Genomic DNA, 23,049 nt, shown 5'->3' on the forward strand with positions numbered 1-23,049 from the left:
CAATGCCATTTGCAAAAATGTGTTAATGCCGTTTGTACTTTTCTAGTTGATTATTATCTTCGTTCAGTGATAATATTACCTTTATGTGAATCGAATCGGGAGTGGATTTTAGATATGAGTAAACGCGATTATTATGAGGTGTTAGGCCTTTCGAAAAGTGCTTCGAAGGATGAAATCAAAAAAGCGTATCGAAAGCTCTCCAAACAATATCACCCTGATATTAATAAAGCGGACGATGCTGCGGATAAATTCAAGGAAATCAAGGAAGCTTACGAAGTATTGAGTGACGAACAGAAAAAGGCCCATTATGACCAATTCGGACATACAGATCCCAATCAGGGCTTTGGCGGTCAGGACTTTGGCGGTTTCGGCGGTTTTGAAGATATTTTCAGTAGCTTCTTTGGTGGCGGCGGTCGCAGGAGAGATCCTAATGCACCGCGTCAAGGGGCGGATTTACAGTATACGATGACGCTTTCGTTTGAAGAGGCGGCATTCGGAAAAGAAACTGAAATCGAAATTCCGCGTGAAGAGAATTGTGATACATGTAAGGGGTCCGGTGCCAAACCAGGTACAAAAGTGGAAAACTGTTCACATTGTCATGGAACCGGTCAATTGAATGTTGAACAAAACACAGCGTTCGGAAGGATTGTGAACCGGAGAGCATGTCACCATTGTCAAGGAACAGGAAAAATCATTCCTAATAAATGTTCAACATGCGGCGGCGACGGAAAAGTCCAAAAACGTAAAAAGATCCAAGTCAAGGTGCCAGCAGGTATTGATGATGGCCAGCAGTTGCGTGTAACCGGCCAAGGAGAGCCAGGAATCAATGGCGGTCCGGCAGGAGACCTGTATGTAGTCTTTCATGTGCGCAGCCATGAATTCTTTGAGCGGGATGGCGATGATATTTATTGTGAAATGCCGGTTACTTTTGCGCAGGCAGCATTAGGCGATGAAATAGAAGTTCCGACGCTGCATGGAAAAGTGAAGCTGAAGATTCCTGCTGGTACACAAACAAGCACTCGTTTCCGTTTAAAAGGCAAAGGGGTCCCGAATGTCAGAGGATATGGCCAAGGAGATCAGCATGTGGTCGTATTAGTGGTCACGCCTAAAAAATTAACGGAAAAACAGAAGGACTTGCTTCGTGAATTCAGTGATATCAGCGGTCAAGGTGTAGATGAACAAGAAGATGGCTTTTTCTCAAAAGTGAAGCGTGCTTTCAAAGATAGGTGAATAAAAGTAAAAGAACAAATTGGGAGTTGGTAGATTATGAAGTGGTCTGAATTTGCAATCCAAACAACGAATGAAGCGGTTGAACCTGTTTCGAATATTCTTCATGAGGCAGGTGCGAGCGGTGTTGTCATTGAGGATCCTCTAGAATTAGTCAAGGAACGTGAAAATGTTTTTGGCGAAATCTACCACTTAAACCCCAATGATTATCCGGATGAAGGTGTAATCATTAAGGCTTATCTGCCCGTTAACAGCTTCCTTGGCGATACCATTGATGCTATTAAGGAATCAATCAATAACCTTCTTCTTTTTGATATTGACCTTGGGAAAAATGTTGTTTCAATTAGTGAAGTGAATGAAGAAGAGTGGGCGACGGCTTGGAAAAAATATTATAATCCCGTCAAGATATCCGAACGTTTTACCATCGTGCCAACGTGGGAAGACTATACTCCAGTAAGCAGTGACGAATTGATCATTGAACTTGATCCAGGCATGGCCTTTGGAACGGGAACACACCCGACGACGGTCATGTGCATCCAAGCGCTGGAACGTACAGTAACGCCTGGGGATTTAGTCGTTGATGTAGGAACTGGTTCTGGCGTTCTAAGCATTGCAGCAGCATTATTGGATGCAAAACGAATCCAGTCGCTTGATTTGGATGAAGTGGCAGTACAGTCAGCTAGGCAAAACGTTGAAATTAATAACGTGCAGGATAAAGTGTCCGTGTCACAAGGCAACTTACTGGATGGTGTAAATGAACAAGCGGATATCGTCGTGGCTAATATTCTTGCCGAAGTGATCATGCGTTTTACGGATGATGTAGCGAAAGTCGTTAAACCTGGCGGATATTTCATCGCTTCCGGAATCATTCAAACTAAGAAACAAGATGTGAAGGATGCGATTATAGCATCTGGTTTCACCGTTGAGGAAACGATCTTGATGGAAGATTGGGTGGCAATAATAGCAAAAAGAAATGCTTAATTGGAAAAGTTACTCTGATTATCGGTTTTTTTGATAGTCAGAGTACCTTTTTTTAGCTTGAATCTTTGCACGGCTTGCATTCTGGATTCCTGACTGTTAGCCTGTAAGTTATTTAGACTAGACGAAGTAGGTGGCAGTGTGCAACGGTATTTTCTTAACGAAGCAGATATCAATGGAAACATGGTGACGATATCAGGTGATGATTTTCACCATATCGCCAGAGTGATGAGAATGGGACCAGGTGAGCGGATCATCACGGTGAAAGGTAATGGCATGACAGCTATTGCGGAAATTTCGGAAATTACTGATGATGCTGTAATAGGTACGGTAACCGCATGGAAGAATGAAGAAAAGGAACTTCCTGTAAGGGTTGTGATTGCGAGCGGTCTGCCTAAAGGGGATAAATTGGAATATATCGTTCAAAAGGGCACTGAACTGGGTGCCGTTGAATTTATCCCTTTTATTGCTGCTCGTTCGGTGGTAAAATGGGACCACAAAAAGGTAGGCAAGAAATTGGAGAGGCTCCAGAAGATTTCAAAAGAGGCGGCTGAGCAATCTCACCGCACGGTTATCCCTGCCATCAAGGAACCGATGACGGCAGATCAGCTTGCTGGGTATGCAAATGGTTTCGATCATAAATTAATCGCTTTTGAAGAAGAGGCAAAACGGGGGGAAGCGTCTGTACTCGCTTCTGTCTTGAAAGATATTACTGCTGGGCAATCCATCCTATTCGTTTTTGGGCCTGAAGGTGGTTTGGCAGATAAGGAAATTGAAAAACTGACTGATGCCGGTTTTATGGCTTGCGGTCTTGGACCAAGAATATTAAGAACTGAAACAGCACCTTTATATGCACTTTCCGCTGTTTCTTATCATGTAGAACTTTTGAGGTGATGAAAAATGGCAACGGTCGCTTTCCATACATTAGGCTGTAAAGTGAATCATTATGAAACAGAGGCTATATGGCAATTATTCAAAACTGGGGGATATGATCGTGTTGAGTTTGAAAATACATCAGATGTATATGTCATCAACACATGTACGGTGACAAACACTGGCGATAAGAAAAGCCGTCAGGTCATCCGTCGTGCCATTCGTAAGAATCCGAATGCCGTCATAGCGGTAACGGGATGTTACGCACAGACATCGCCGGCAGAAATCATGGCCATACCAGGTGTGGATATTGTTGTAGGAACACAAGACAGGGTTAAACTGCTTGATTACATTGAGCAATTCAAGGTTGAGCGTGAACCAATCAATGCCGTAGGAAATATCATGAAAAACCGTGTCTACGAAGAGTTGGATGTACCTGCTTTCACAGACCGTACACGCGCTTCACTGAAGATTCAGGAAGGCTGCAATAATTTCTGCACTTTCTGCATCATCCCTTGGGCACGTGGCTTGATGCGTTCCCGCGATCCAAAAGAAGTCGTTCACCAGGCTGAACAGCTTGTCGAGGCAGGCTATAAAGAGCTAGTCCTTACCGGAATTCATACTGGCGGCTACGGAGACGATTTGAAAGACTATAATTTGGCGATGCTGCTGCGTGACTTGGAAAAAGTCGATGGGCTGAAGCGTATCCGTATTTCATCCATTGAAGCCAGCCAAATTACAGATGAGATCATTGAAGTGCTGACGAATTCGAAAAAAGTGGTACGTCATTTGCATATACCAATCCAATCGGGTTCCGATACCGTTCTAAAACGGATGAGACGTAAATATACGATGGATTTCTTCGGTGATCGAATCGAAAAGCTGAAAATTGCACTTCCGGGTCTTGCTGTCACCTCTGATGTCATCGTAGGTTTCCCGGGTGAAACGGAAGAAGAATTCATGGAGACATATAACTTTATAGAAAAATATAAATTCTCCGAACTTCATGTTTTTCCTTATTCAAAACGGACAGGGACTCCGGCTGCCCGTATGGGAGATCAAGTGGATGAAGATATCAAGAATGAACGAGTCCACCGCCTTATTACGTTGTCCGATCAGCTGGCAAAAGAGTATGCCTCCCGATTCGATGGCGAAGTTCTGGAAGTCATTCCTGAAACGAAGTTGGAAAATGGTCTTTATGAGGGCTACTCGGATAATTACATGAAAGTCGTCTTCCCGGCATCGGAAGAAATGGTCGGTGAAATCGTCAAAGTTAAAATCACAAAATCTGGCTATCCATTTAGTGAAGGTCAGTTCGTGACGGTCGTGAAGGATTTTCCGTTGCAACAAGCATCCAATATCTAAGACAGCGGTTTTCGCTGTCTTTTTTTTATTATCCTTTTTCAGATGTGTTTTCTTGGCACTTTCGGGTAAAGACTATATATATCGTCAAAATGGATAAACTATGGTATCATGAGAGGTACGTACAACTAGGTATAGATTGTTTTTGAGGAGGATTTATTAATGTCACAAAATGTAGCAGGTTTAATTGACCACACGTTATTAAAAGCAGATGCAACCAAAGAGCAAATAAAGGTATTATGCGAAGAAGCGAGAGAGTATAACTTTGCTTCCGTATGCGTAAACCCAACTTGGGTGAAATATGCAAGTGAACTTTTGGAAGGCTCAGAAGTGAAAGTTTGTACGGTTATCGGCTTCCCTCTAGGTGCAACCACACCGGAAACCAAAGCTTTTGAAACGAAAGATGCCATCGCCAATGGTGCTCACGAAGTCGATATGGTGATCAATATCGGCGCATTGAAGGACAAGGATGATGAGTTGGTAGAGCGGGATATTCGTGCTGTGGTAGCGGCATCCACTGGTAAGGCTCTTTCAAAAGTGATCATTGAAACTTCTTTGTTGACAGATGAAGAAAAAGTCCGTGCATGTGAATTGGCCGTAAAAGCCGGAGCGGATTATGTGAAAACATCAACTGGTTTTTCGACCGGCGGAGCGACAGTTGAAGATATCGCGCTTATGAGAAAAACGGTTGGCCCGGATATCGGTGTTAAAGCTTCAGGCGGGGTCCGCAACACGAGCGATGCCCAGAATGTGATTGAAGCTGGTGCAACAAGAATTGGAGCGAGTGCAGGTGTCTCCATCGTGAAGGGCTTAACGGCTGATTCCGATTATTGATTTTGTACGGAACGTATATTCCCTAAAAATAAAGCAGGCGGAGAAAAATGAATTATTTTTTCTCCGCCTGCTTTTCATTGACTCCAAAAATAATTCAACTGGCAATTTCCCTTGCCTTTGTGCATTGGCCTATTTCGTCCATAAAAAAGAGGTCCTGCATCATTTTTGGAGGCCATACATTCAAAAATAAGTTTATTGTGGATTTAATAGATATTAGAAGGTATCAAACAGGAAGTAAACATGCTTAAATTTAATCGGGTCTTTTATCATTAACACCATTAACGATGAATGGTAAATGCATGGTGTACACTTCAATAACCATTTTATTTATAATGGCATTACCTGTTTTTTATCTCACATCATTCTCTAATGAAAGTTTGCTGATTTTGATAGTAGCTGTTGTTATATTGAGTGGTTTGACCTACTAATTATAAAAGATTAGCTGAAATCGTTTACCGCCCTTAATATTTATGCGTTTAGGTTATGTCTATCTTATTTATGGCTGTCCCATAGTCAGTTGCCAATGACTTTTGGACAGCCCTTATTTTTTTAAGTGTGGCCGATGCACCAAAAGAATGAGGTTGGAGAATTGCCGTGCGAATGGCAAGACGGCCAAAGAAGTCAAGATATTGAAAATGACACTGGCATGGGCGAGCTGTGTCCCCTTGTTTTCGGTGAAATAGGCAGCCGTACTTTCCAGGATGTCCACAAAAGGCAGGAATGCGGCAACCCCGATGACGTTCAGCCAAATATGTGCATAAGCAGTGAAGGCAGCTTGTCTGCCAGAACCGATGCTCGCCATGTACCCGGTGATGCAAGTGCCGATATTCGATCCGAGCATGATGATGATTGCCGAGGACACGGATAACTCCCCATTCAGCAAAAAACTCATGGCTATCCCGATGGTTGCAGAACTGGAGTGAATGAGTGCCGTCAATAATATCCCGGCAATCAGGGCATAACTCATATGGCCCTCTATGTAATGGATAAGCGTTTGTATGGATGGATAGGCTGCTATCGGTGTCGAAAGCGTTTTAAAACCGCTCATCGCCGTGAAGATGGCCGAGATTCCAATCAGGGACATTCCTAGGCTTCTCGGTAATGCTTTTGGCATGAAGCAAAGGAAAGCGCCGCTTACGACACCGGGAATGATCCAGCGATCCAAAGAGAAAGTCATGAACTCTGCTGTGAAGGTGGATCCGATATTCGTTCCAAGAATGATCCCGATTGTTTGCGGGAAGGTTAAGCTTCCTGCGGAAACGAGGCCGACCGTCATGACCATGACCGCCGAGCTGCTCTGCAGGATCCCGGTAAAGATGGTTCCGGCCAAGAAGCCTTTCCATGGCTTATCCGTAACCTTTGAGAGAAAAGTTTTTAATGCTGCACCGGACATATTGAACAGTCCGATTCGTAAAACTGACATGCCTGCCAAAAATATCGCAATGAATAAAATGAATAAAAATATCTCATGCATGACTGTCACCTCATAGTAAGCTTATGGCCCATCAACGGGGGACATGCTATAAATTGGAATTTCATGCAAGTTGAATCATCGCTTAGTGAAAAATTATGATAATAACACGATTATATTCAAAATAAGTTTGATTTTATTGGTTGACCTGCTAAAGATGATATATTATAATTGTTTAGTACATGTATAACATGTTGACAACTTGAGTTAGTGTGTTGTTTTCGGAGGGAGGGAAAGAGATGTCTAAAACCGTCGTTCGTAAAAACGAATCGCTTGAAGATGCTCTTCGTCGTTTCAAACGTACTGTATCTAAAGCAGGATCGCTTCAGGAAGCTAGGAAGCGTGAATTTTATGAAAAACCAAGCGTAAAACGTAAGAAAAAGTCTGAAGCTGCAAGAAAACGTAAATTCTAAGAGAGGGTGGAAAGATGAGTCTTCTCGAGCGTTTAAATAATGATATGAAACAAGCGATGAAGAACAAGGAAAAGGACAAACTATCTGTTATTCGGATGCTGAAAGCTTCTATTCAAAACGAAGCCTTGAAGCAGAGACAAGATTTAACAGATGATGAAGAATTGACAGTGCTCTCTCGCGAATTAAAACAACGCAAAGACTCCCTCCAGGAGTTTGAAAACGCAGGTCGTTCAGATCTCGTGGATAAAGTCCGCACCGAACTAGTATACGTAGAGGCATATATGCCTCAGCAACTTTCAGAAGAAGACATTTCTAAAATCGTTAACGAAACGATTTTAGAAGTCAATGCAACATCCAAAGCAGATATGGGCCGAGTTATGGGAGCTTTAATGCCTAAAGTTAAAGGTAAAGCGGATGGTTCTCTAGTTAACAAATTAGTACAACAACATCTATCTTAAACTCTAAACTTAAAACTCGAAACCAAACCGCAGGCAAATTGCCTGTGGTTTTTGTGTATTTCATGAATTTTATGCGTACATTATTGAAACGAAGCCCAAGATAATAGGGCACTTTTAATTTTATTTGCTTTTTTTGAAACCTTTTTCATATACATACGTAATAACTAAAGAACAGGGTAAAGGGCTGCTTCAATTGCTCCTTATTCGAATTTTAGTTGCGGGCTGAATTTACTGGCAGGTTCCTGGATAATGGGGCACTTACCACGTTTAATACGGGAAAGGGGGCGTTCCGTTGAAAATTTGGCGTTATTTATCTGTACTCCTATTTGGATTGATGTTCACCATGTCTTCTTTTGGTGGAGCGACGGCATCTGCAAACGAGAAGATCGTTTACCATGTACCAATTGAAGAAACGGTGGAAAAGGGACTCTCGGCCTTTTTGGAACGGGCACTGACCACTGCTGAAGCAGCAGATGCAGATCTTGTCGTTTTCGAGGTGAATACCCCTGGAGGCGCTGTGGATGCAGCAGGGGAAATTGCAAAGTTACTGGCGGATTCACCAATAAAGACAGTTGCCTATGTCAATAACAGGGCTTTATCTGCAGGGGCATACATTTCTCTAAGTGCGGATGAAATCTATATGGTTCCGAGTGCCACCATGGGTTCTGCAGCTGTGATTGATTCAACGGGGAACGCTGCAAGTAAGAAAGCGCAATCTTATTGGTTGGCTGCCATGAAGACCGCTGCTGAACAAAATGGACGTGATCCCATATACGCCCAGGCGATGGCGGATGTTGACATCGATCTACCCGAATATGGAGCGGAAAAAGGGAAGCTGCTGACATTTACAGCCGAGCAGGCAAAAAAGGCTGGGTATAGCGAAGGCACCGTCTCTGGAAAAGCGGAGCTGTATAGTATACTTGGAGTTGAAGATGCTGATATTCGGTCGATCGAAGAAAGTTTTCCTGAGAAACTAGCCCGCTTTTTGACCAACCCGATCGTCGTTCCCATTTTATTGACGATAGCGGGAATCGGGATTGTGATGGAATTGTTTTCACCCGGTTTTGGAATTCCGGGCGTAATTGGAATCACCAGTCTTGTCTTATTCTTCTATGGTCATCTTGTCGCCGGTATCACCGGATACGAATCGTTAGCGATGTTCATCATTGGGGTCATTCTCGTACTAATTGAATTTTTTATCCCAGGGGGGATTATCGGGCTGCTCGGGTTTACAGCGGTAGTGGGGAGTCTATTCCTTGCGACAGGTGATCCGGTCCATATGACGATCTCCTTGCTAATTGCGGTCACCGTATCCATTTTGGTATTCATCCTACTTGTAAAGGTGTTTGGAAAACAGATGAAATTTTTCAGGAAAATGATATTAACCGATGCAACAAAAACGGAACAGGGATATGTCAGCAATCCGAATCGTTTGGATTTATTAGGTGTAGAAGGGAAGGCCCTTACAGATTTGAGGCCTTCAGGAACAGCTTTGGTCAAAGAAGAAAGAGTGGATGTCGTGACCGAAGGAAGCTTTATTTCCAAAGGTTCGACAATCATTATCGTTAAAGTTGAAGGATCAAGGGTAGTCGTCCGGGAAATTCCGGATTCAAATTAAAATTAAAGGATACAGGAAGGATGAATCATTAAGTGATAACTTCAGGAACGGTATTTATTGTACTGGCAGTGATTGCTGCTATCATCGTATTGGCAGTGTTTTTCACATTCGTACCAGTCATGTTATGGATTTCCGCTTTAGCGGCAGGAGTCAAAATCAGTATATTTACATTAGTTGGGATGAGGCTTCGCCGTGTTATACCAAGCAGGGTCGTCAATCCCCTTATCAAGGCCCATAAGGCTGGAATCAATGTTTCGACGAATCAGTTGGAGAGCCATTACCTTGCAGGCGGTAATGTCGATCGAGTGGTGAATGCATTAATTGCTGCAGAACGCGCCAATATCACGTTACCTTTCGAACGGGGTGCCGCCATTGACCTTGCCGGTCGTGATGTACTGCAAGCCGTTCAAATGAGCGTTAACCCGAAAGTGATCGAAACTCCATTCATCTCAGGTGTCGCGATGAATGGTATTGAAGTGAAAGCGAAGGCAAGGATCACGGTCCGGGCCAATATTGAACGCCTGGTCGGTGGTGCTGGTGAAGAGACGATCATTGCCCGTGTAGGGGAAGGGATTGTATCGACGATCGGTGCTTCGCAAATGCATACGGATGTACTGGAACATCCCGATTTGATTTCAAGAACGGTTTTATCGAAAGGGTTGGATTCAGGGACGGCATTCGAAATTCTTTCCATTGATATTGCTGAAGTGGATATCGGTAAAAATATCGGGGCCATATTACAGACGGACCAAGCCGAAGCCGATAAGAAAATAGCCCAGGCAAAGGCCGAAGAACGACGTGCAATGGCTGTTGCACTTGAACAGGAAATGGTTGCCCGTGTTCAGGAAATGAGAGCGAAGGTTGTTCAATCCGAAGCGGAAGTTCCGCTGGCCATGGCCGATGCACTGAAAAGCGGGAACCTTGGGGTGATGGATTATATGAATATCCAAAATATCACGGCCGATACGGATATGCGCGGTTCCATCAGTAAAATATCCGAAAATCCAAAAGATAACAACAATAACCATAATAATAATTAGGTCAGGGAAGGAAGGTCTTTAAATGGGAGATTTTATTGATTTCTTTCTCGAGAACCCATTCCTTATCATTGTCTTGATCGGTATTTTAACGTCCATGTTAGGAAAGAAAAAACAGCCTAAAGATCCTAACACCCCTCCGAAAAAGAAATGGCAGGAGGTCATGCAGGAGCTTCAAGGTGAAATGCAGCAAGGGAAACAGCAGCAAAGACCTGCACCTGCCCCCGTAAGGAAAGTTGAACCGCAGGCAGCGCAGGCTGCAGAAGTGATCGATGAGACGACGAACGAAGCGAACAAAAGGGTTGCGGAGCTTAGACGGCTACAGCAGAAGTATGATCAACAGCGTTTGTATCAAAAAGCGAAGGCAGATCAACTTACATCAGCGATTTCTGATAATAACAGTCCGGTTTATCGCAAAGGACCGTCTTTTGGCAAAAAACAGCTGATTGATGGCATCATCATGTCAGAGGTGCTGGGACCGCCAAGGGCGAAGAGAAGTCTCCAGAGGTCCAGAAGGTGATTCGGAGCCCCGGGCTTTTTTAGACCGTCCTTAAAATGGGCATGAAAAAATAGACTTTCATTCACTTATAATTTTGTGCTAGAACCCTCTTTCATTTCATACATTGAGATGAAAGGGGGTTCTTTTTTATGGCACGCAATTGGGGAAAAAAAGTGAAACAGCTCATGACCAAAACAATGGACCTTCCGCAAGATGTCATGATGGACCTGCCGCGAATTACAATGATCGGACAATTACATATTTATATTGAAAACCATCGTGGCTTATTGGCTTTTACAGACAGCGAAGTACGATTGATGCTGAAAAATGGGCAGCTGCTGATAAAGGGAAATGCCTTTGTCATAAAGACGATTTTGCCGGAAGAAATCATGCTCGAAGGCAAAATTGACAAGGTTTATTTTATCAATGAATGATCCCGGGAGGTCTCCATGAAAAACCAATGGACAAACTATTATACAGGCTATGTAAAGGTGAAGGCTTATGGAAAAGGTGCAGAACGTTTGATTAATATGCTGACGAGAAGGGGGCTTCATATCTGGGAAGTGAAGCGTGTCGGAAGTGAAGCCTTGATTTTCCATATGGATATCAGGGATATTCCCAAACTCCGTCAGGTCATGCGTAAGAGTGATTGTAAAGTAAAGTTCATGCAGGGAAAGGGTTTCCCTTTCCTGATGAAGAGAGTCATGAAAAACAGCGGGTTTTTAGCGGGGATGATCGCTTTCCTGCTATGTATATTTGTACTTTCCAATATGGTATGGGGCATCGAGGTTCAAGATGCCAAACCGGCAACCGAGCATGCCATTCGGAAAGAATTGGACAAGATGGGCGTGAAAATCGGTAAAGTGCAATTCTTTGTTGATGATGTTGATACGATTCAGCGTAAGCTGTCGGACCGGGTGGGTGCATTGACATGGGTGGGGGTCGAGCTAAGGGGAACGACATATCATTTTCGGGTTGTGGAAAAACGGCAGCCTAAAGAGGTCGAGAAAACATCTCCACAGAATTTGGTAGCATCAAAAAAAGCGATCATCACTGATATGTTCGTTGAAAAAGGACAATCTATTGTTAATGTGAATGATTATGTAGGAAAAGGACAACTTCTTGTTTCAGGATTGATTGGAAAAGAGGATAAACAGGAAATTGTATCCGCAAAGGGAGTAATAAAAGGGAAAACGTGGTATAAAGCGAAAGTGGAAGTGCCGTTAAAAACCAAGTTTTCTGTTTTTAACGGAGATGAAACGAGCAAGCACTTTTTGAAAATGGGGGGCTTTTCCCTTCCGGTATGGGGCTTCAAGGATCCGGGATATGAAAAACAGGAAAAGGAAACGACGGTGAGGCCTTTTCACTTTCTTCAATGGGAAATGCCGATTTCTTATAAACAAGTGACCTTAAGGAGCAAGGAAGATATTGTCCGAAGCTATACGGAGAAAGAAGCGGTGGAGGAAGGCCGGAAAATGGCTAAAGCGGAATTGAAAAAACATTTAGACGAGGCAGATGAAATCGTAGAAGAAAAAATTTTGCACGAAAGCATGGAGAATGGTAAAGTTAAATTGTCTATACATTACCAAGTTATTGAAGATATAGCGATTGGACAGCCAATCATTCAAGGAGACTAACGAATGGCAGATGATGTGAAAGTAATTAAGCTCGAAATCGAATCACCCAATGAAGCGGTCGCGTTATTGGGCAATGGAGATTCAAATGTAAAAGTGCTCGAAGAGGAACTTGGCATTTCCGTCATAACCCGAGGTGAAGCGGTGAGTGTTGCCGGGGATATCGAGCGGGTAACGATGGGGGAAGAAATCCTCAAGGCATTGTTGACTGTAGTCAGAAAAGGAATTGCAATCAGTTCCAGAGATGTGCTTTATGCAATTGAATTGGCAAGAAAAGGCACATTGGAGTATTTCGGTGAATTATATGATGAGGAAATCGCAAAAACGGCTAAGGGGAAATCCATTAAAGTCAAAACAATCGGGCAGAGATACTATATCCAGGCAATAAAGAAACAGGATCTTGTATTTGGAATTGGGCCTGCTGGAACCGGGAAGACCTATCTTGCTGTAGTGATGGCCATCAATGCTTTGAAAAATGGACATGTTAAACGGATCATCCTGACACGGCCTGCCGTAGAAGCAGGGGAGAGCCTTGGTTTTCTGCCTGGTGATCTGAAGGAAAAGGTAGATCCTTATCTAAGGCCGCTGTATGACGCTCTCCATGACCTCCTAGGGATGGAACAGACGCAAAGGATGATAGAGCGCGGAACGATCGAAATAGCTCCCCTGGCTTATATGAGGGGGCGTACGCTTGAAGATGCCTTTGTCATATTGGATGAAGCCCAGAATACGACGGAAGCCCAAATGAAGATGTTCTTGACCAGGCTTGGTTTCGGATCGAAAATGGTCATTACGGGAGACCGGACGCAGATTGACCTTCCAAAAGGCATGAAGTCAGGTCTTGTCCGAGTCGAAGAGATATTGAAGAATGTTAAAGGCCTTTCCTTTGTTTATTTTGAACAAAGTGATGTAGTAAGGCATCCGCTTGTCGCTAAAATCATTACTGCTTACGAGCAGGCGAAGTCATAAGAAAAAATCCGCCATTTCAATCGGCGGATTTTTCGTGATGTGCCTGACAAACTTTATGGTGAAAAAGTGGATATAAAATGACAGAAACTTTACATTTATCAATACGAAGGTGAAAATTCATATGAAAACTGTTATGATTTTACATATCTAGAATAATAAACATCATTTTTTTTAGGAGGACCTTCCTTGAATCGTATCCAGAAATTTTTCACTCAAATAAAAGGGCTGTTGGTCCATCGTTTTTTTCAAGTGCTTTTGTTCATCATACTTGGTTTGTTTGCGTATGGTTTAATGTTCTCCAATGTGAAGCCGGAAAGGGTTCAGGTAGAGCTTTTTAAGCCTGCGGAACAAACGATCCGATCAACCAAGACTGTGGAAGATACCTATAAGACGGAACAGGAAAAAGAAGAGATTTCAAAACAGGTGGCGGATGTTTATTCTTTAAAAAAAGAATATGCCAAAAATAAAGTCGATCTGATTTCATCCATTTTCGATTCAGCGATTGAGGTGAATAAAGAAACGAACCCTGATGAAGATCATAAAGAAGATGAGGATAAAAAAGAGACCGTAAAGACGGATGCTCAAAAAGTTTCGATATTAAAAGAAAAATTGACTGATGAAGTGAATAAAAATATCGAGGAATCCGTTTTCCTAGCATTAGTGCAGGCGGATGAAGATGAGTTGAAAATAGCGAAGGATTCGACCATTACGGCAGTGAATAATGTAATGAGCTCCCGAATCGCTGCAAGTGACGTCGAAAATGCCAAGAAAAAGGTTGTTGAGGAATTAGGTTATATGAGCATTAGTGGCGATATGAAAAAAGCCTCCACTTCCCTTGCGCGTACGGCAATCATTCAGAATGTATTTTTCGATAAGGACAAAACCGAGGAACAGCGAAGGAAAGCGGTTGAAAGCGTGGAGCCGATCAGGATCCTTCAAGGTCAGATCATCGTTGAAGAAAATCAGTTAGTGGACAGGGATGTATATAGGCAGCTTGAACTGGCAGGCTTTTTAAATACGGAGTCCACCATTTACCCGTATATCGGCCTGCTGTTATTCATATTCCTGACTTTTGCGGCTTTTTATTACTATTTCTACTTTTCCATTTCCAAAAAGGATAACAAGTACAATCAGTTATTGATCTTCAGTCTTGTCTTTATCCTTTCAATGGCTACCATGAAAACGGTCAGCATTCTGGCAGACCTGAAAAACTCGAACTTGGAATACATTTTTCCCGGTGCCATGGCGGCGATGCTCATCAAGATATTATTGAATGATAGGTTAGCGGTAGCAATGATCATATTGTTAGGTTCGTATGGTACGATTATATTTAATGGTGATACACCTGGAAATCTGGATTTCTCGATGGGGCTATATATCATTTTCGGGGGATTGACGGCAATCATCATCCTATCCAGGCCCAATTTCAAATCAAAGGTGCTGGTAGCGGGGCTGCTATTGTCTTTAATCAATATGGCGTTTGTTTTTTCGCTCATCTTTATTATGGACAGCCATTATACTAGAATGGAGTACTTGTATTATGCTTCTGCTGCCATAGGTTCTGGAGTGGGTGCAGCCGTTTTGACAATGGGCCTGTTACCGTTTTTCGAGGCTGGTTTCGGGATTTTATCATCGATTAAGCTTATCGAACTCGCGAATCCCAATCATCCGTTATTGCGGAAGATCTTGATTGAGGCTCCGGGGACATATCATCATAGTGTAATGGTCGCCAATTTGGCGGAATCGGCTTGTGAAGCCATCGGCTCGAATGGCTTGCTGGCAAGGGTCGGCAGTTATTATCATGATATCGGTAAAACGAAGCGGCCGCACTTCTTCATCGAAAATCAGATGAGTGAAGAGAACCCGCATGATCGGCTGCAGCCGGAAACGAGCAGGGATGTCATCATTGCCCATGCCGTAGATGGCGGAGAGATGCTGCGCAGTCACAAATTCCCGAAAGAGATTGTGGATATTGCAGAGCAGCATCATGGGACCACATTATTGAAATTTTTCTATCATAAGGCAAAAAAACAGGATGAGTCCACACTCGAGGCGGCCTACCGATATCCCGGGCCGAGGGCGATAATGAAGGAAGTGGCCGTCATCGGCATAGCCGACAGTGTGGAAGCTGCAGTGAGATCGATGAAGCACCCAACTCCGGAGAAGATTGAAGAGCTGGTAAGTTTCATCATTCAGGACAGGATTTCTGATGGTCAATTTGATGAATGTGATATTACTATGAGAGAATTAAGTATCGTGAAGCATTCCTTATGTGAATCGCTGAATGGTATCTTCCACTCCAGGATTGAATATCCGGAGCCGGATAAATTAGGACAGAAGGTGAAAGAATGATTTTAGCTATCGATTTAATGGATGAAACGAATGAAGTAACGGAGGAAGCTCAGCAGCTTGTTGAAAGCATTCTTCAATTTGCGGCAAGAAAAGAAAACATTGAAAAAGACACCGAGCTGTCTGTTACATTTGTAGACAATGATAGGATTCGGGAAATCAATAAAGAATATCGTCATAAAGATTCAGCTACAGATGTCATTTCTTTTGCGCTTGAAGAAATGGGGGAAGATGAAGTGGAAATTGTCGGAGCGGAAATGCCCCGCATGTTAGGGGATATCATCATTTCCATTGAACGCACGAAAGAACAAGCTGAAGAATATGGTCATTCATTTGACAGGGAACTTGGATTTTTAGCACTGCATGGTTTTCTTCATTTATTGGGATTCGACCACATGAATGAAGAAGATGAAAAAGTGATGTTCACAAAACAAAAGGAGATCTTGGAAGAATATGGACTTTCAAGAGAAGGATAAAAAAAAGTATCCTTTATTAAAAAGTTTCTCTTTCGCCTGTCAGGGAATTTTGGAGGCTGTTCGGACTGAACGCAATATCAAGATTCATTTCGCGTTAACGGCAATCGTCGTATTCTTTGGTTGGCACTTCTCATTGAATGGGATAGAGTGGCTTTTCATTTTGGCGGCTATAGCCGGTACGATTACGTTGGAGCTCGTTAATTCCGCGATTGAAAGGGTAGTGGACCTGGTAACGGACCAAATCCATCCGCTTGCCAAGCAGGCAAAAGATATTGCAGCCGGAGCTGTATTCATATATGCTATATTTTCTATAATAGTTGGATTGATTATCTTTTTGCCTAAGGTTGGCCTGTAGGTTGCCGAGATGGTACTCAATTTGAAAGGAAGATGTGAATTGAATACAAAAGAATTGATTGAGGAAGCTAAAAAAGCAAGGGATAAAGCTTATGTGCCTTACTCTAAGTTTAAGGTGGGGGCAGCTCTTTTAACAGCTGATGGAAAGGTCTATCATGGTTGTAATATAGAAAATGCTGCATACAGCATGTGTAATTGCGCCGAAAGGACAGCTTTATTCAGCGCTTATGCCCATGACGATAAAAAATTCACCAAACTTGCAGTCGTGGCGGATACCGATGGTCCCGTCGCTCCATGCGGGGCATGCAGGCAGGTTATTTCAGAACTGTGCGAAAAGGATATGCCGGTCGTTTTGACCAACTTACATGGGGATATAAAAGAACTAACAGTACAGGAATTGCTTCCAGGAGCTTTTTCACCGGAGGATTTAAATGGATAAACTATTTGACGATACACAAGTAAAAGGTTACAAATCAGGTTTCATTTCAATAATTGGACGACCTAATGTTGGAAAAAGTACATTTCTGAATCGGGTCATCGGCCAAAAGATTGCCATTATGAGTGATAAACCGCAAACTACAAGAAATAAGGTCCAGGGTGTACTTACGCAAAACGATTCACAAATGATTTTCATCGATACACCCGGCATTCATAAACCAAAGCATAAGCTTGGCGACTTCATGATGAAAGTGGCAACGAATACATTGAAAGAAGTCGATTTGATTCTCTTCATGATCAATGCGACTGAAGGGTACGGTCGCGGGGACGAGTTTATCATCGAAAAACTTCAATCCGTAAAAACGCCTGTTTTCCTGGTCGTAAACAAAATCGATGCGATGCATCCAGATGATTTACTTCCGATCATTGAAAAATACCAACAGCTTTACCCTTTTGCGGCAGTTGTCCCGATTTCTGCGCTTGAAGGAAATAATGTGGATACACTGCTTGAACAAATCAAAGAGCATCTGCCTGAAGGTCCCCAGTTCTATCCAGCTGACCAAGTGACCGACCATCCGGAACGTTTTATCATTTCGGAATTGGTCCGCGAGAAGGTGCTGCACCTGACACGGGAAGAAATTCCACATTCAGTGGCTGTTGTCATTGATTCAATCAAAAAGATGGACAATAGCGACACCATCAATGTCATGGCGACTATCGTTGTCGAACGGGATTCACAAAAAGGCATTGTCATCGGAAAGCAAGGGAAAATGCTTAAAGAAGTCGGCAGCCGTGCCAGGGTGGATATCGAAAACCTATTGGGTTCTAAAGTCTTCTTGGAACTGTGGGTGAAGGTACAGAAGGATTGGCGTAACAAAGCAAGCCAGCTTCGCGATTACGGCTTCAATGAAAGCGAGTATTAATTAACAAAATTTACGCATCATGAAAGTTAGGAAAACGGTCAAGCTAATCATATGGTCGGATATTCATATTGCTAGTTAAAAATGAAAGGTGGGCTTTATATGTTGGATTTTACCTGGGAATTATTTACTGAAACAGGTAATGTGGACACCTATTTGCTGTTTAAGGAGATAGAAGTCGAGAGACAGGAAAGACACTTGGGATTGAATGATGAGCTAGCAGAAATTGATTTTCCTGTTTCATAGGTTAGCCTTGGCGAGCATGGGTGGTGTCTTGGTATGCTCCAAAAATGTGAGGGCATTGTCATAAGGCGAACTGCATATGGAGAAAATAACAAAATCATTACTATATATACCCGAGAGCTAGGGAAAATTGGCGTCATGGCGAGAGGGGCCAGTAAACCTAACAGCAGGCTTTCTGCCGTCACACAGCTTTTTTGCTCCGGGTATTTTCTTGTAACCACATCAACCGGACTCGGCAGTCTTCAGCAAGGCGAAATGGTCGATTCACTCCGTTTCATAAGGGAGGATCTTTTTGCCACCGCTTATGCTTCATATATTGTTGAATTGCTTGATAAAAGCGTCGAGGATAAGAAGCCGAATCCATATTTGTATGAATTGCTTTCGCAAACCTTGCATTACATAAACGAGGAATATGACGCGGAGGTTTTGACATTCATTTTTGAAATGAAGATGCTGCCCGTCAATGGGATTAACCCAGTGCTGAATCAGTGTGCTGTATGTGGTGAAACGGAAGGGGAATTCTCCTTCTCGCTTCGGGAAGCGGGCTTTATCTGTCACCGCTGTCTGGGGAAAGACCCTTATCATTTTAAAATTTCACCTGCAGCAGTTAAATTGCTTAGGATTTTTTATTATTTAGATTTATCAAGGCTCGGAAACATTTCCGTCAAGCCTGAAACGAAAAAAGAACTGCGGAAGATCATCGATGCATATTATGAGGAATATTCCGGTCTGCTTTTGAAATCAAAAAAGTTCCTGAAACAGATTGATACGATGAAAGATATGTTTTAGGCTCTGACCTATTGACATTCCATGCTAGTTTGTATAAAATTCTAATCATCAAAATAAGAAGATTGCGTTGAAGGAAAAGAGTATCTGTCATTCTCCATAAAAAGCGAACCCGGGACGGTGGAAGCCGGGATATGGATTTACAGGGAAGGGCGTTTCCGGAGCATGTTGCTTTGAAAAGAGGCCGTTTTGTAAACGGCAATTAGGGTGGAACCGCGGGTATACTCTCGTCCCTATGCATTTCGCATAGGGACGGGAGTTTTTTGTTTGCCAAAATGTAATGGGTTTCCGACCTTTAATCTTAAAAAGCCGTTTAAATAACCTGGAGGTGTACGATGAATATTCAAAATATGATTTTAACGTTACAAAAGCATTGGTCTGAACAAGGCTGCATATTGATGAATGCTTATGATGTCGAGAAAGGGGCAGGAACGATGAGCCCATACACGTTCCTGAGAGCCATTGGACCGGAGCCTTGGAGCGTGGCTTACGTAGAGCCTTCCCGCCGTCCTGCTGACGGTCGTTATGGTGAGAACCCTAATCGACTGTATCAGCATCATCAGTTCCAAGTGATCATGAAGCCGTCGCCTGACAATATCCAAGAGTTGTATTTGGATTCATTAAGGGCTTTAGGGATAAATCCGCTCGAGCATGATATCCGCTTTGTGGAGGACAATTGGGAAAATCCATCTCTAGGGTGTGCCGGACTCGGTTGGGAAGTTTGGCTTGATGGAATGGAAATCACGCAATTTACATATTTCCAACAAGTGGGCGGCCTTGAGTGTAAACCGGTTTCCGTGGAAATTACATACGGGATCGAACGTCTCGCCTCTTACATTCAAGATAAGGAAAACGTATTTGACCTAGAATGGACAGATGGATTCACTGTCCGCGATATATTTGGTCAGCCGGAATACGAACATTCGAAATATACGTTCGAAACCTCCGACCTTGATATGCTGTTTCAGCTTTTCACGATGTATGAAAAGGAAGCGCATCGACAAATGGAAGAAGGACTTGTACATCCTGCATATGATTATGTTTTGAAATGTTCCCATACATTTAACCTTTTGGATGCCAAAGGTGCCATCTCGGTGACGGAAAGAACGGGTTATATTGCCCGGTGCCGTAACTTAGCGCGTAAGGTTGCCAAAACCTTCTATGAAGAGCGGGAAAAATTAGGCTTCCCGATCCTGAAAGTGAAAGGGGAGAATACAAATGAGCAAGCGTGATTTGTTATTGGAAATTGGATTGGAAGAGCTGCCTGCCCGTTTTGTGACAGCATCAATGAAACAGTTGTCAGATAAAGTGCAGCAATGGCTTACGGAAAAAGCGATAGAATTCGGGACGGTTGAAGCTTTTTCCACACCAAGACGTTTGGCCGTATTGGTGAAGGACGTGGAAGAATCCCAAAAGGATATCGAAGAAGAGGCAAAAGGTCCGGCCAAAAAAATCGCGTTGGACAGCGAAGGCAACTGGTCTAAAGCAGCATTGGGATTCGTCAGGGGTCAAGGCATGACTTCAGAGGACATTTATTTTAAAGAACTCAAGGGTGTGGAATATGTCCATGTGAATAAATTCATAAAAGGACAGCAGACCGTTCAGCTTTTATCTGAGCTTGCTGAAATCATCAGCGGCATGACGTTCCCGAAAAATATGCGCTGGGCCAATCAGGAGCTCCGCTTCGTCCGTCCGATTAAATGGCTGATTGCCTTATTTGGCAATGAAATAGTGCCATTCAGCATTGCTGATGTGGAAACGGGCCGTGAAACGAAAGGACATCGTTTCTTAGGCAATAGCGCCATCATCGAGCAGCCGGAACGGTACGAAGATACGCTGAAAGAACAATTTGTAATGGCAGATCCAGATAAACGCCGGAAAGTTATATTGGATCAGATTAAAGAGCTTGAGCAGGAGAAAGGCTGGATCATTCCTGTCGATGAAGATCTGCTTGAAGAGGTAAATAATTTGGTAGAATATCCAACAGTGTTATTTGGACATTTTGAAGAAGAATTCCTTGAGCTTCCTGCTGAGGTACTTATCACATCAATGAAGGAGCACCAACGTTATTTCCCTGTTAAAGATCAGGAAGGGAACCTGCTTGCTTACTTTGTAACCGTGCGCAACGGCGATGACCGCCATTTGGATAAGGTTTCTAAAGGAAATGAAAAAGTATTGCGTGCCCGCTTATCGGATGCAGCATTTTTCTATAAAGAAGATCAGAAAAAAGAGATTTCGGATGCTTTGAAAAAGCTTGACAGCATCGTTTATCATGAAGAAATCGGTACATTGGCCGAGAAAACTGCCCGGGTAACTGAAGTGACCGGTGCTCTTGCGGATGCTTTGAATTTAAAGGCGGAAAAAGAAATGGCGCTTCGTACAGCGGCAATTGCCAAGTTCGATTTGGTCAGTAATATGGTTTATGAATTCCCTGAATTGCAAGGGTATATGGGTGAAAAATATGCTCTCTTAAAAGGGGAAGCCAAAGAAGTGGCCGCGGCTATCAATGAACATTATATGCCAAGGCATGCGGATGATGATGTACCGCCTTCAGTCATTGGCGCGGTCGTGAGTCTGGCTGAAAAAATTGATACTTTGTCTTCGTTCTTCGCTATTGGCGTCATTCCGACAGGTTCCCAGGATCCTTACGCATTAAGAAGGCAGGCGAGCGGTGTCGTCCAAATTCTAGCTGAGAAGAAATGGAATATTTCATTAGAGGAGCTTATTGTTTTAGGTCTTAAAGGACCGGAATCAAAAGGTATCTTAAAACGTGATCTTGAAGAAGTTAAAGCGGATATGTTCACATTCTTTAAAGCACGTGTCAAACACATGCTTCAAGAACAGCAAATCCGTTACGATTTGATTGACGCAGTTTTGTTCAATGAAATCGGTTATATCCACTCAATCGTGGAACGTGCACATGTATTGGATGCGAAAAAAGAAGAAGCAGGCTTTAAGGAAAGCCTGGAAGCCTTAAGCCGGATCATGAACATTGCCGTAAAATGTGACAATCAGGTGACAGTCGACCCTGCTGCCTTTGAAAATGATCAAGAAAATGCGTTATATGTAAAATATCAAAAAGTGGCAATGCGTTATATGGAATCTAAAGATGAGAATGAGCGGTTTGAAGAGCTTGTTTCGCTTCAATCGGAAATAGAGTCATATTTCGAGAATACAATGGTCATGGCAGAGGATGAAGCAATCCGCAACAACCGTTTATCCTTAATGAAGGAAATCAGCGATTTGGTTGCAGGTTTTGCTGCCATGAATAAAATCATCCTTACATGATCGAAAGGATGTATGTAATCGGAAACCCTTTGAATATGGGTTTCCGATTTCTTAAAAAGATAAATGATCAATAAATGGGACAAAAATGCCCTAATTAAATTATTTAGTATATAATTATTAAATGAATAACTTTTGTTACTTTACTCTGCGAAAGCAGTGGGGTGGTGATTATAATCCAATTGAATAAGCGTCAGGAACAAATTTTACAAATTGTAAAAGAAAACGGACCGATTACTGGAGAACATATTGCGGATAGATTGAACCTTACCAGGGCGACACTTCGCCCGGATTTAGCGATTTTAACGATGGCAGGTTTTCTTGATGCCCGGCCGAGAGTGGGGTATTTCTATACAGGCAGGTCAGGGACACAGCTTTTGACAGATAGCCTTAACCATCTTTATGTACGGGACTACCAATCGATACCTGTCGTCGTTGACGAGGGCATTTCCGTATATGATGCAATCGTCATGATGTTTTTAGAAGATGTCGGAACAATGTTCGTCGTCGATAAGCATGCATTGCTTGTCGGTGTCTTATCAAGGAAAGACTTATTGCGTGCGAGTATTGGGAAACAAGAGCTTAACTCCATTCCAGTCAATATCATCATGACTAGGATGCCCAATATTACAATGTGTTCAAAAGAAGACCTTTTGATTGATGTTGCAAAAAAACTGATTGATAAACAAATCGACTCATTACCGGTCGTCAAAGACACAGAAAAGGGCTATGAAGTAATTGGAAGGATTACAAAAACCAATATTACGAAAGCATTCGTAGCTTTGGCTGATGAAGGCTATTAGGGGGCTTGCAAAAGGAATGACG

24 protein-coding genes and 1 other annotated feature are annotated in these 23,049 nt (G+C 42.9%); of the genes, 23 read left to right on the plus strand and 1 reads right to left on the minus strand.

What is annotated here, in order from left to right; all coding sequences use genetic code 11:
* Nucleotides 1-114 precede the first annotated feature (114 nt).
* From dnaJ to deoC, 5 genes are all read left to right on the plus strand, one after another.
* Complete coding sequence (gene dnaJ / locus J7I90_RS20160; protein WP_053535735.1) at nt 115-1,230, plus strand: molecular chaperone DnaJ; 1,116 nt, start codon at nt 115-117, stop codon at nt 1,228-1,230.
* 36 nt (nt 1,231-1,266) lie between these two features.
* Nucleotides 1,267-2,208, plus strand: a complete 942-nt coding sequence (gene prmA, locus J7I90_RS20165) for a 50S ribosomal protein L11 methyltransferase (protein WP_214773473.1) — start codon at nt 1,267-1,269, stop codon at nt 2,206-2,208.
* A 138-nt stretch (nt 2,209-2,346) separates the two neighbouring features.
* On the plus strand, nt 2,347-3,099 hold the full coding sequence (locus tag J7I90_RS20170; RefSeq protein WP_214773474.1) for a 16S rRNA (uracil(1498)-N(3))-methyltransferase: 753 nt from the start codon (nt 2,347-2,349) through the stop codon (nt 3,097-3,099).
* A gap of 6 nt (nt 3,100-3,105) precedes the next feature.
* On the plus strand, nt 3,106-4,443 hold the full coding sequence (gene mtaB, locus J7I90_RS20175) for a tRNA (N(6)-L-threonylcarbamoyladenosine(37)-C(2))-methylthiotransferase MtaB (RefSeq protein WP_191928922.1): 1,338 nt from the start codon (nt 3,106-3,108) through the stop codon (nt 4,441-4,443).
* Between the two features lie 159 nt (nt 4,444-4,602).
* Nucleotides 4,603-5,274, plus strand: coding sequence for a deoxyribose-phosphate aldolase (deoC, locus tag J7I90_RS20180; RefSeq protein ID WP_214773475.1), 672 nt, complete (start codon nt 4,603-4,605; stop codon nt 5,272-5,274).
* Nucleotides 5,275-5,815: 541 nt separating this feature from the next.
* On the opposite strand, the gene J7I90_RS20185 is transcribed toward deoC, so the two are convergent.
* On the minus strand, nt 5,816-6,748 hold the full coding sequence (locus tag J7I90_RS20185) for a Na/Pi symporter (protein ID WP_214773476.1): 933 nt from the start codon (nt 6,746-6,748) through the stop codon (nt 5,816-5,818).
* 236 nt (nt 6,749-6,984) lie between these two features.
* Here J7I90_RS20185 and rpsU point away from each other — a divergent pair, with 236 nt between their 5' ends.
* From rpsU to ccpN, 18 genes are all read left to right on the plus strand, one after another.
* Complete coding sequence (rpsU, locus tag J7I90_RS20190; RefSeq protein ID WP_028391853.1) at nt 6,985-7,158, plus strand: 30S ribosomal protein S21; 174 nt, start codon at nt 6,985-6,987, stop codon at nt 7,156-7,158.
* A 14-nt stretch (nt 7,159-7,172) separates the two neighbouring features.
* The gene (locus J7I90_RS20195) at nt 7,173-7,616 is read left to right on the plus strand and encodes a GatB/YqeY domain-containing protein (RefSeq protein ID WP_034308521.1); all 444 of its coding nucleotides are present in this window, start codon (nt 7,173-7,175) and stop codon (nt 7,614-7,616) included.
* Between the two features lie 334 nt (nt 7,617-7,950).
* Nucleotides 7,951-9,234, plus strand: a complete 1,284-nt coding sequence (locus J7I90_RS20200; RefSeq protein WP_214773497.1) for an NfeD family protein — start codon at nt 7,951-7,953, stop codon at nt 9,232-9,234.
* A gap of 56 nt (nt 9,235-9,290) precedes the next feature.
* The gene (floA, locus tag J7I90_RS20205) at nt 9,291-10,274 is read left to right on the plus strand and encodes a flotillin-like protein FloA (RefSeq protein ID WP_370023731.1); all 984 of its coding nucleotides are present in this window, start codon (nt 9,291-9,293) and stop codon (nt 10,272-10,274) included.
* 22 nt (nt 10,275-10,296) lie between these two features.
* Nucleotides 10,297-10,791, plus strand: a complete 495-nt coding sequence (locus J7I90_RS20210) for a hypothetical protein (protein WP_214773477.1) — start codon at nt 10,297-10,299, stop codon at nt 10,789-10,791.
* Between the two features lie 128 nt (nt 10,792-10,919).
* Nucleotides 10,920-11,204, plus strand: a complete 285-nt coding sequence (yqfC, locus tag J7I90_RS20215) for a sporulation protein YqfC (protein ID WP_034308511.1) — start codon at nt 10,920-10,922, stop codon at nt 11,202-11,204.
* A 15-nt stretch (nt 11,205-11,219) separates the two neighbouring features.
* Complete coding sequence (gene yqfD / locus J7I90_RS20220) at nt 11,220-12,407, plus strand: sporulation protein YqfD (RefSeq protein ID WP_214773478.1); 1,188 nt, start codon at nt 11,220-11,222, stop codon at nt 12,405-12,407.
* Between the two features lie 3 nt (nt 12,408-12,410).
* A complete protein-coding gene (locus J7I90_RS20225) occupies nt 12,411-13,373 on the plus strand; it encodes a PhoH family protein (RefSeq protein ID WP_063590603.1) in 963 nt (320 codons plus the stop codon).
* Between the two features lie 186 nt (nt 13,374-13,559).
* Nucleotides 13,560-15,725 carry an HD family phosphohydrolase gene (locus tag J7I90_RS20230; protein WP_214773479.1) on the plus strand — a complete coding sequence of 722 codons (2,166 nt, stop codon included), beginning with the start codon at nt 13,560-13,562 and terminating at the stop codon, nt 15,723-15,725.
* Nucleotides 15,722-16,198 (plus strand): rRNA maturation RNase YbeY, encoded by a 477-nt coding sequence (ybeY, locus tag J7I90_RS20235; RefSeq protein WP_034308501.1) that lies wholly within the window; start codon nt 15,722-15,724, stop codon nt 16,196-16,198. Before J7I90_RS20230 ends, ybeY begins: the two co-directional genes overlap by 4 nt.
* Entirely contained in the window at nt 16,176-16,553 is a 378-nt protein-coding gene (locus J7I90_RS20240) for a diacylglycerol kinase family protein (protein WP_214773480.1), read from the plus strand. Before ybeY ends, J7I90_RS20240 begins: the two co-directional genes overlap by 23 nt.
* Before the next feature lie 39 nt (nt 16,554-16,592).
* Nucleotides 16,593-16,991 carry a cytidine deaminase gene (locus J7I90_RS20245; RefSeq protein WP_048685709.1) on the plus strand — a complete coding sequence of 133 codons (399 nt, stop codon included), beginning with the start codon at nt 16,593-16,595 and terminating at the stop codon, nt 16,989-16,991.
* On the plus strand, nt 16,984-17,913 hold the full coding sequence (gene era / locus J7I90_RS20250) for a GTPase Era (RefSeq protein ID WP_034308493.1): 930 nt from the start codon (nt 16,984-16,986) through the stop codon (nt 17,911-17,913). Before J7I90_RS20245 ends, era begins: the two co-directional genes overlap by 8 nt.
* Nucleotides 17,914-18,012: 99 nt before the next feature.
* Entirely contained in the window at nt 18,013-18,156 is a 144-nt protein-coding gene (locus J7I90_RS20255; protein ID WP_065310843.1) for a YqzL family protein, read from the plus strand.
* 33 nt (nt 18,157-18,189) lie between these two features.
* On the plus strand, nt 18,190-18,942 hold the full coding sequence (gene recO, locus J7I90_RS20260) for a DNA repair protein RecO (RefSeq protein ID WP_034308490.1): 753 nt from the start codon (nt 18,190-18,192) through the stop codon (nt 18,940-18,942).
* A 58-nt stretch (nt 18,943-19,000) separates the two neighbouring features.
* Nucleotides 19,001-19,177, plus strand: a binding site (T-box leader).
* A gap of 97 nt (nt 19,178-19,274) precedes the next feature.
* Nucleotides 19,275-20,171, plus strand: a complete 897-nt coding sequence (gene glyQ, locus J7I90_RS20265) for a glycine--tRNA ligase subunit alpha (protein ID WP_034308488.1) — start codon at nt 19,275-19,277, stop codon at nt 20,169-20,171.
* Nucleotides 20,158-22,227 carry a glycine--tRNA ligase subunit beta gene (gene glyS, locus J7I90_RS20270; RefSeq protein ID WP_214773481.1) on the plus strand — a complete coding sequence of 690 codons (2,070 nt, stop codon included), beginning with the start codon at nt 20,158-20,160 and terminating at the stop codon, nt 22,225-22,227. Before glyQ ends, glyS begins: the two co-directional genes overlap by 14 nt.
* Before the next feature lie 164 nt (nt 22,228-22,391).
* Nucleotides 22,392-23,027: a transcriptional regulator CcpN gene (gene ccpN / locus J7I90_RS20275; protein WP_161784850.1), complete on the plus strand. Its 636-nt coding sequence runs from the start codon at nt 22,392-22,394 to the stop codon at nt 23,025-23,027.
* Nucleotides 23,028-23,049: the final 22 nt, after the last annotated feature.

Origin of the sequence: Bacillus sp. ISL-57, from assembly GCF_018613135.1 — a bacterium.
GTDB lineage: Bacteria > Bacillota > Bacilli > Bacillales > DSM-1321 > Peribacillus > Peribacillus frigoritolerans.

Bases quoted from the DNA above. Each gene is read 5' to 3' on its own strand.
- dnaJ (WP_053535735.1), top strand. From the start codon at position 115: ATGAGTAAACGCGATTATTATGAGGTGTTAGGCCTTTCGAAAAGTGCT.
- prmA (WP_214773473.1), top strand. From the start codon at position 1,267: ATGAAGTGGTCTGAATTTGCAATCCAAACAACGAATGAAGCGGTTGAA.
- mtaB (WP_191928922.1), top strand. From the start codon at position 3,106: ATGGCAACGGTCGCTTTCCATACATTAGGCTGTAAAGTGAATCATTAT.
- deoC (WP_214773475.1), top strand. From the start codon at position 4,603: ATGTCACAAAATGTAGCAGGTTTAATTGACCACACGTTATTAAAAGCA.
- J7I90_RS20185 (WP_214773476.1), bottom strand. From the start codon at position 6,748: ATGCATGAGATATTTTTATTCATTTTATTCATTGCGATATTTTTGGCA.
- rpsU (WP_028391853.1), top strand. From the start codon at position 6,985: ATGTCTAAAACCGTCGTTCGTAAAAACGAATCGCTTGAAGATGCTCTT.
- J7I90_RS20195 (WP_034308521.1), top strand. From the start codon at position 7,173: ATGAGTCTTCTCGAGCGTTTAAATAATGATATGAAACAAGCGATGAAG.
- J7I90_RS20200 (WP_214773497.1), top strand. From the start codon at position 7,951: ATGTTCACCATGTCTTCTTTTGGTGGAGCGACGGCATCTGCAAACGAG.
- J7I90_RS20210 (WP_214773477.1), top strand. From the start codon at position 10,297: ATGGGAGATTTTATTGATTTCTTTCTCGAGAACCCATTCCTTATCATT.
- yqfC (WP_034308511.1), top strand. From the start codon at position 10,920: ATGGCACGCAATTGGGGAAAAAAAGTGAAACAGCTCATGACCAAAACA.
- yqfD (WP_214773478.1), top strand. From the start codon at position 11,220: ATGAAAAACCAATGGACAAACTATTATACAGGCTATGTAAAGGTGAAG.
- J7I90_RS20225 (WP_063590603.1), top strand. From the start codon at position 12,411: ATGGCAGATGATGTGAAAGTAATTAAGCTCGAAATCGAATCACCCAAT.
- ybeY (WP_034308501.1), top strand. From the start codon at position 15,722: ATGATTTTAGCTATCGATTTAATGGATGAAACGAATGAAGTAACGGAG.
- J7I90_RS20240 (WP_214773480.1), top strand. From the start codon at position 16,176: ATGGACTTTCAAGAGAAGGATAAAAAAAAGTATCCTTTATTAAAAAGT.
- era (WP_034308493.1), top strand. From the start codon at position 16,984: ATGGATAAACTATTTGACGATACACAAGTAAAAGGTTACAAATCAGGT.
- J7I90_RS20255 (WP_065310843.1), top strand. From the start codon at position 18,013: ATGTTGGATTTTACCTGGGAATTATTTACTGAAACAGGTAATGTGGAC.
- recO (WP_034308490.1), top strand. From the start codon at position 18,190: ATGCTCCAAAAATGTGAGGGCATTGTCATAAGGCGAACTGCATATGGA.
- glyQ (WP_034308488.1), top strand. From the start codon at position 19,275: ATGAATATTCAAAATATGATTTTAACGTTACAAAAGCATTGGTCTGAA.
- glyS (WP_214773481.1), top strand. From the start codon at position 20,158: ATGAGCAAGCGTGATTTGTTATTGGAAATTGGATTGGAAGAGCTGCCT.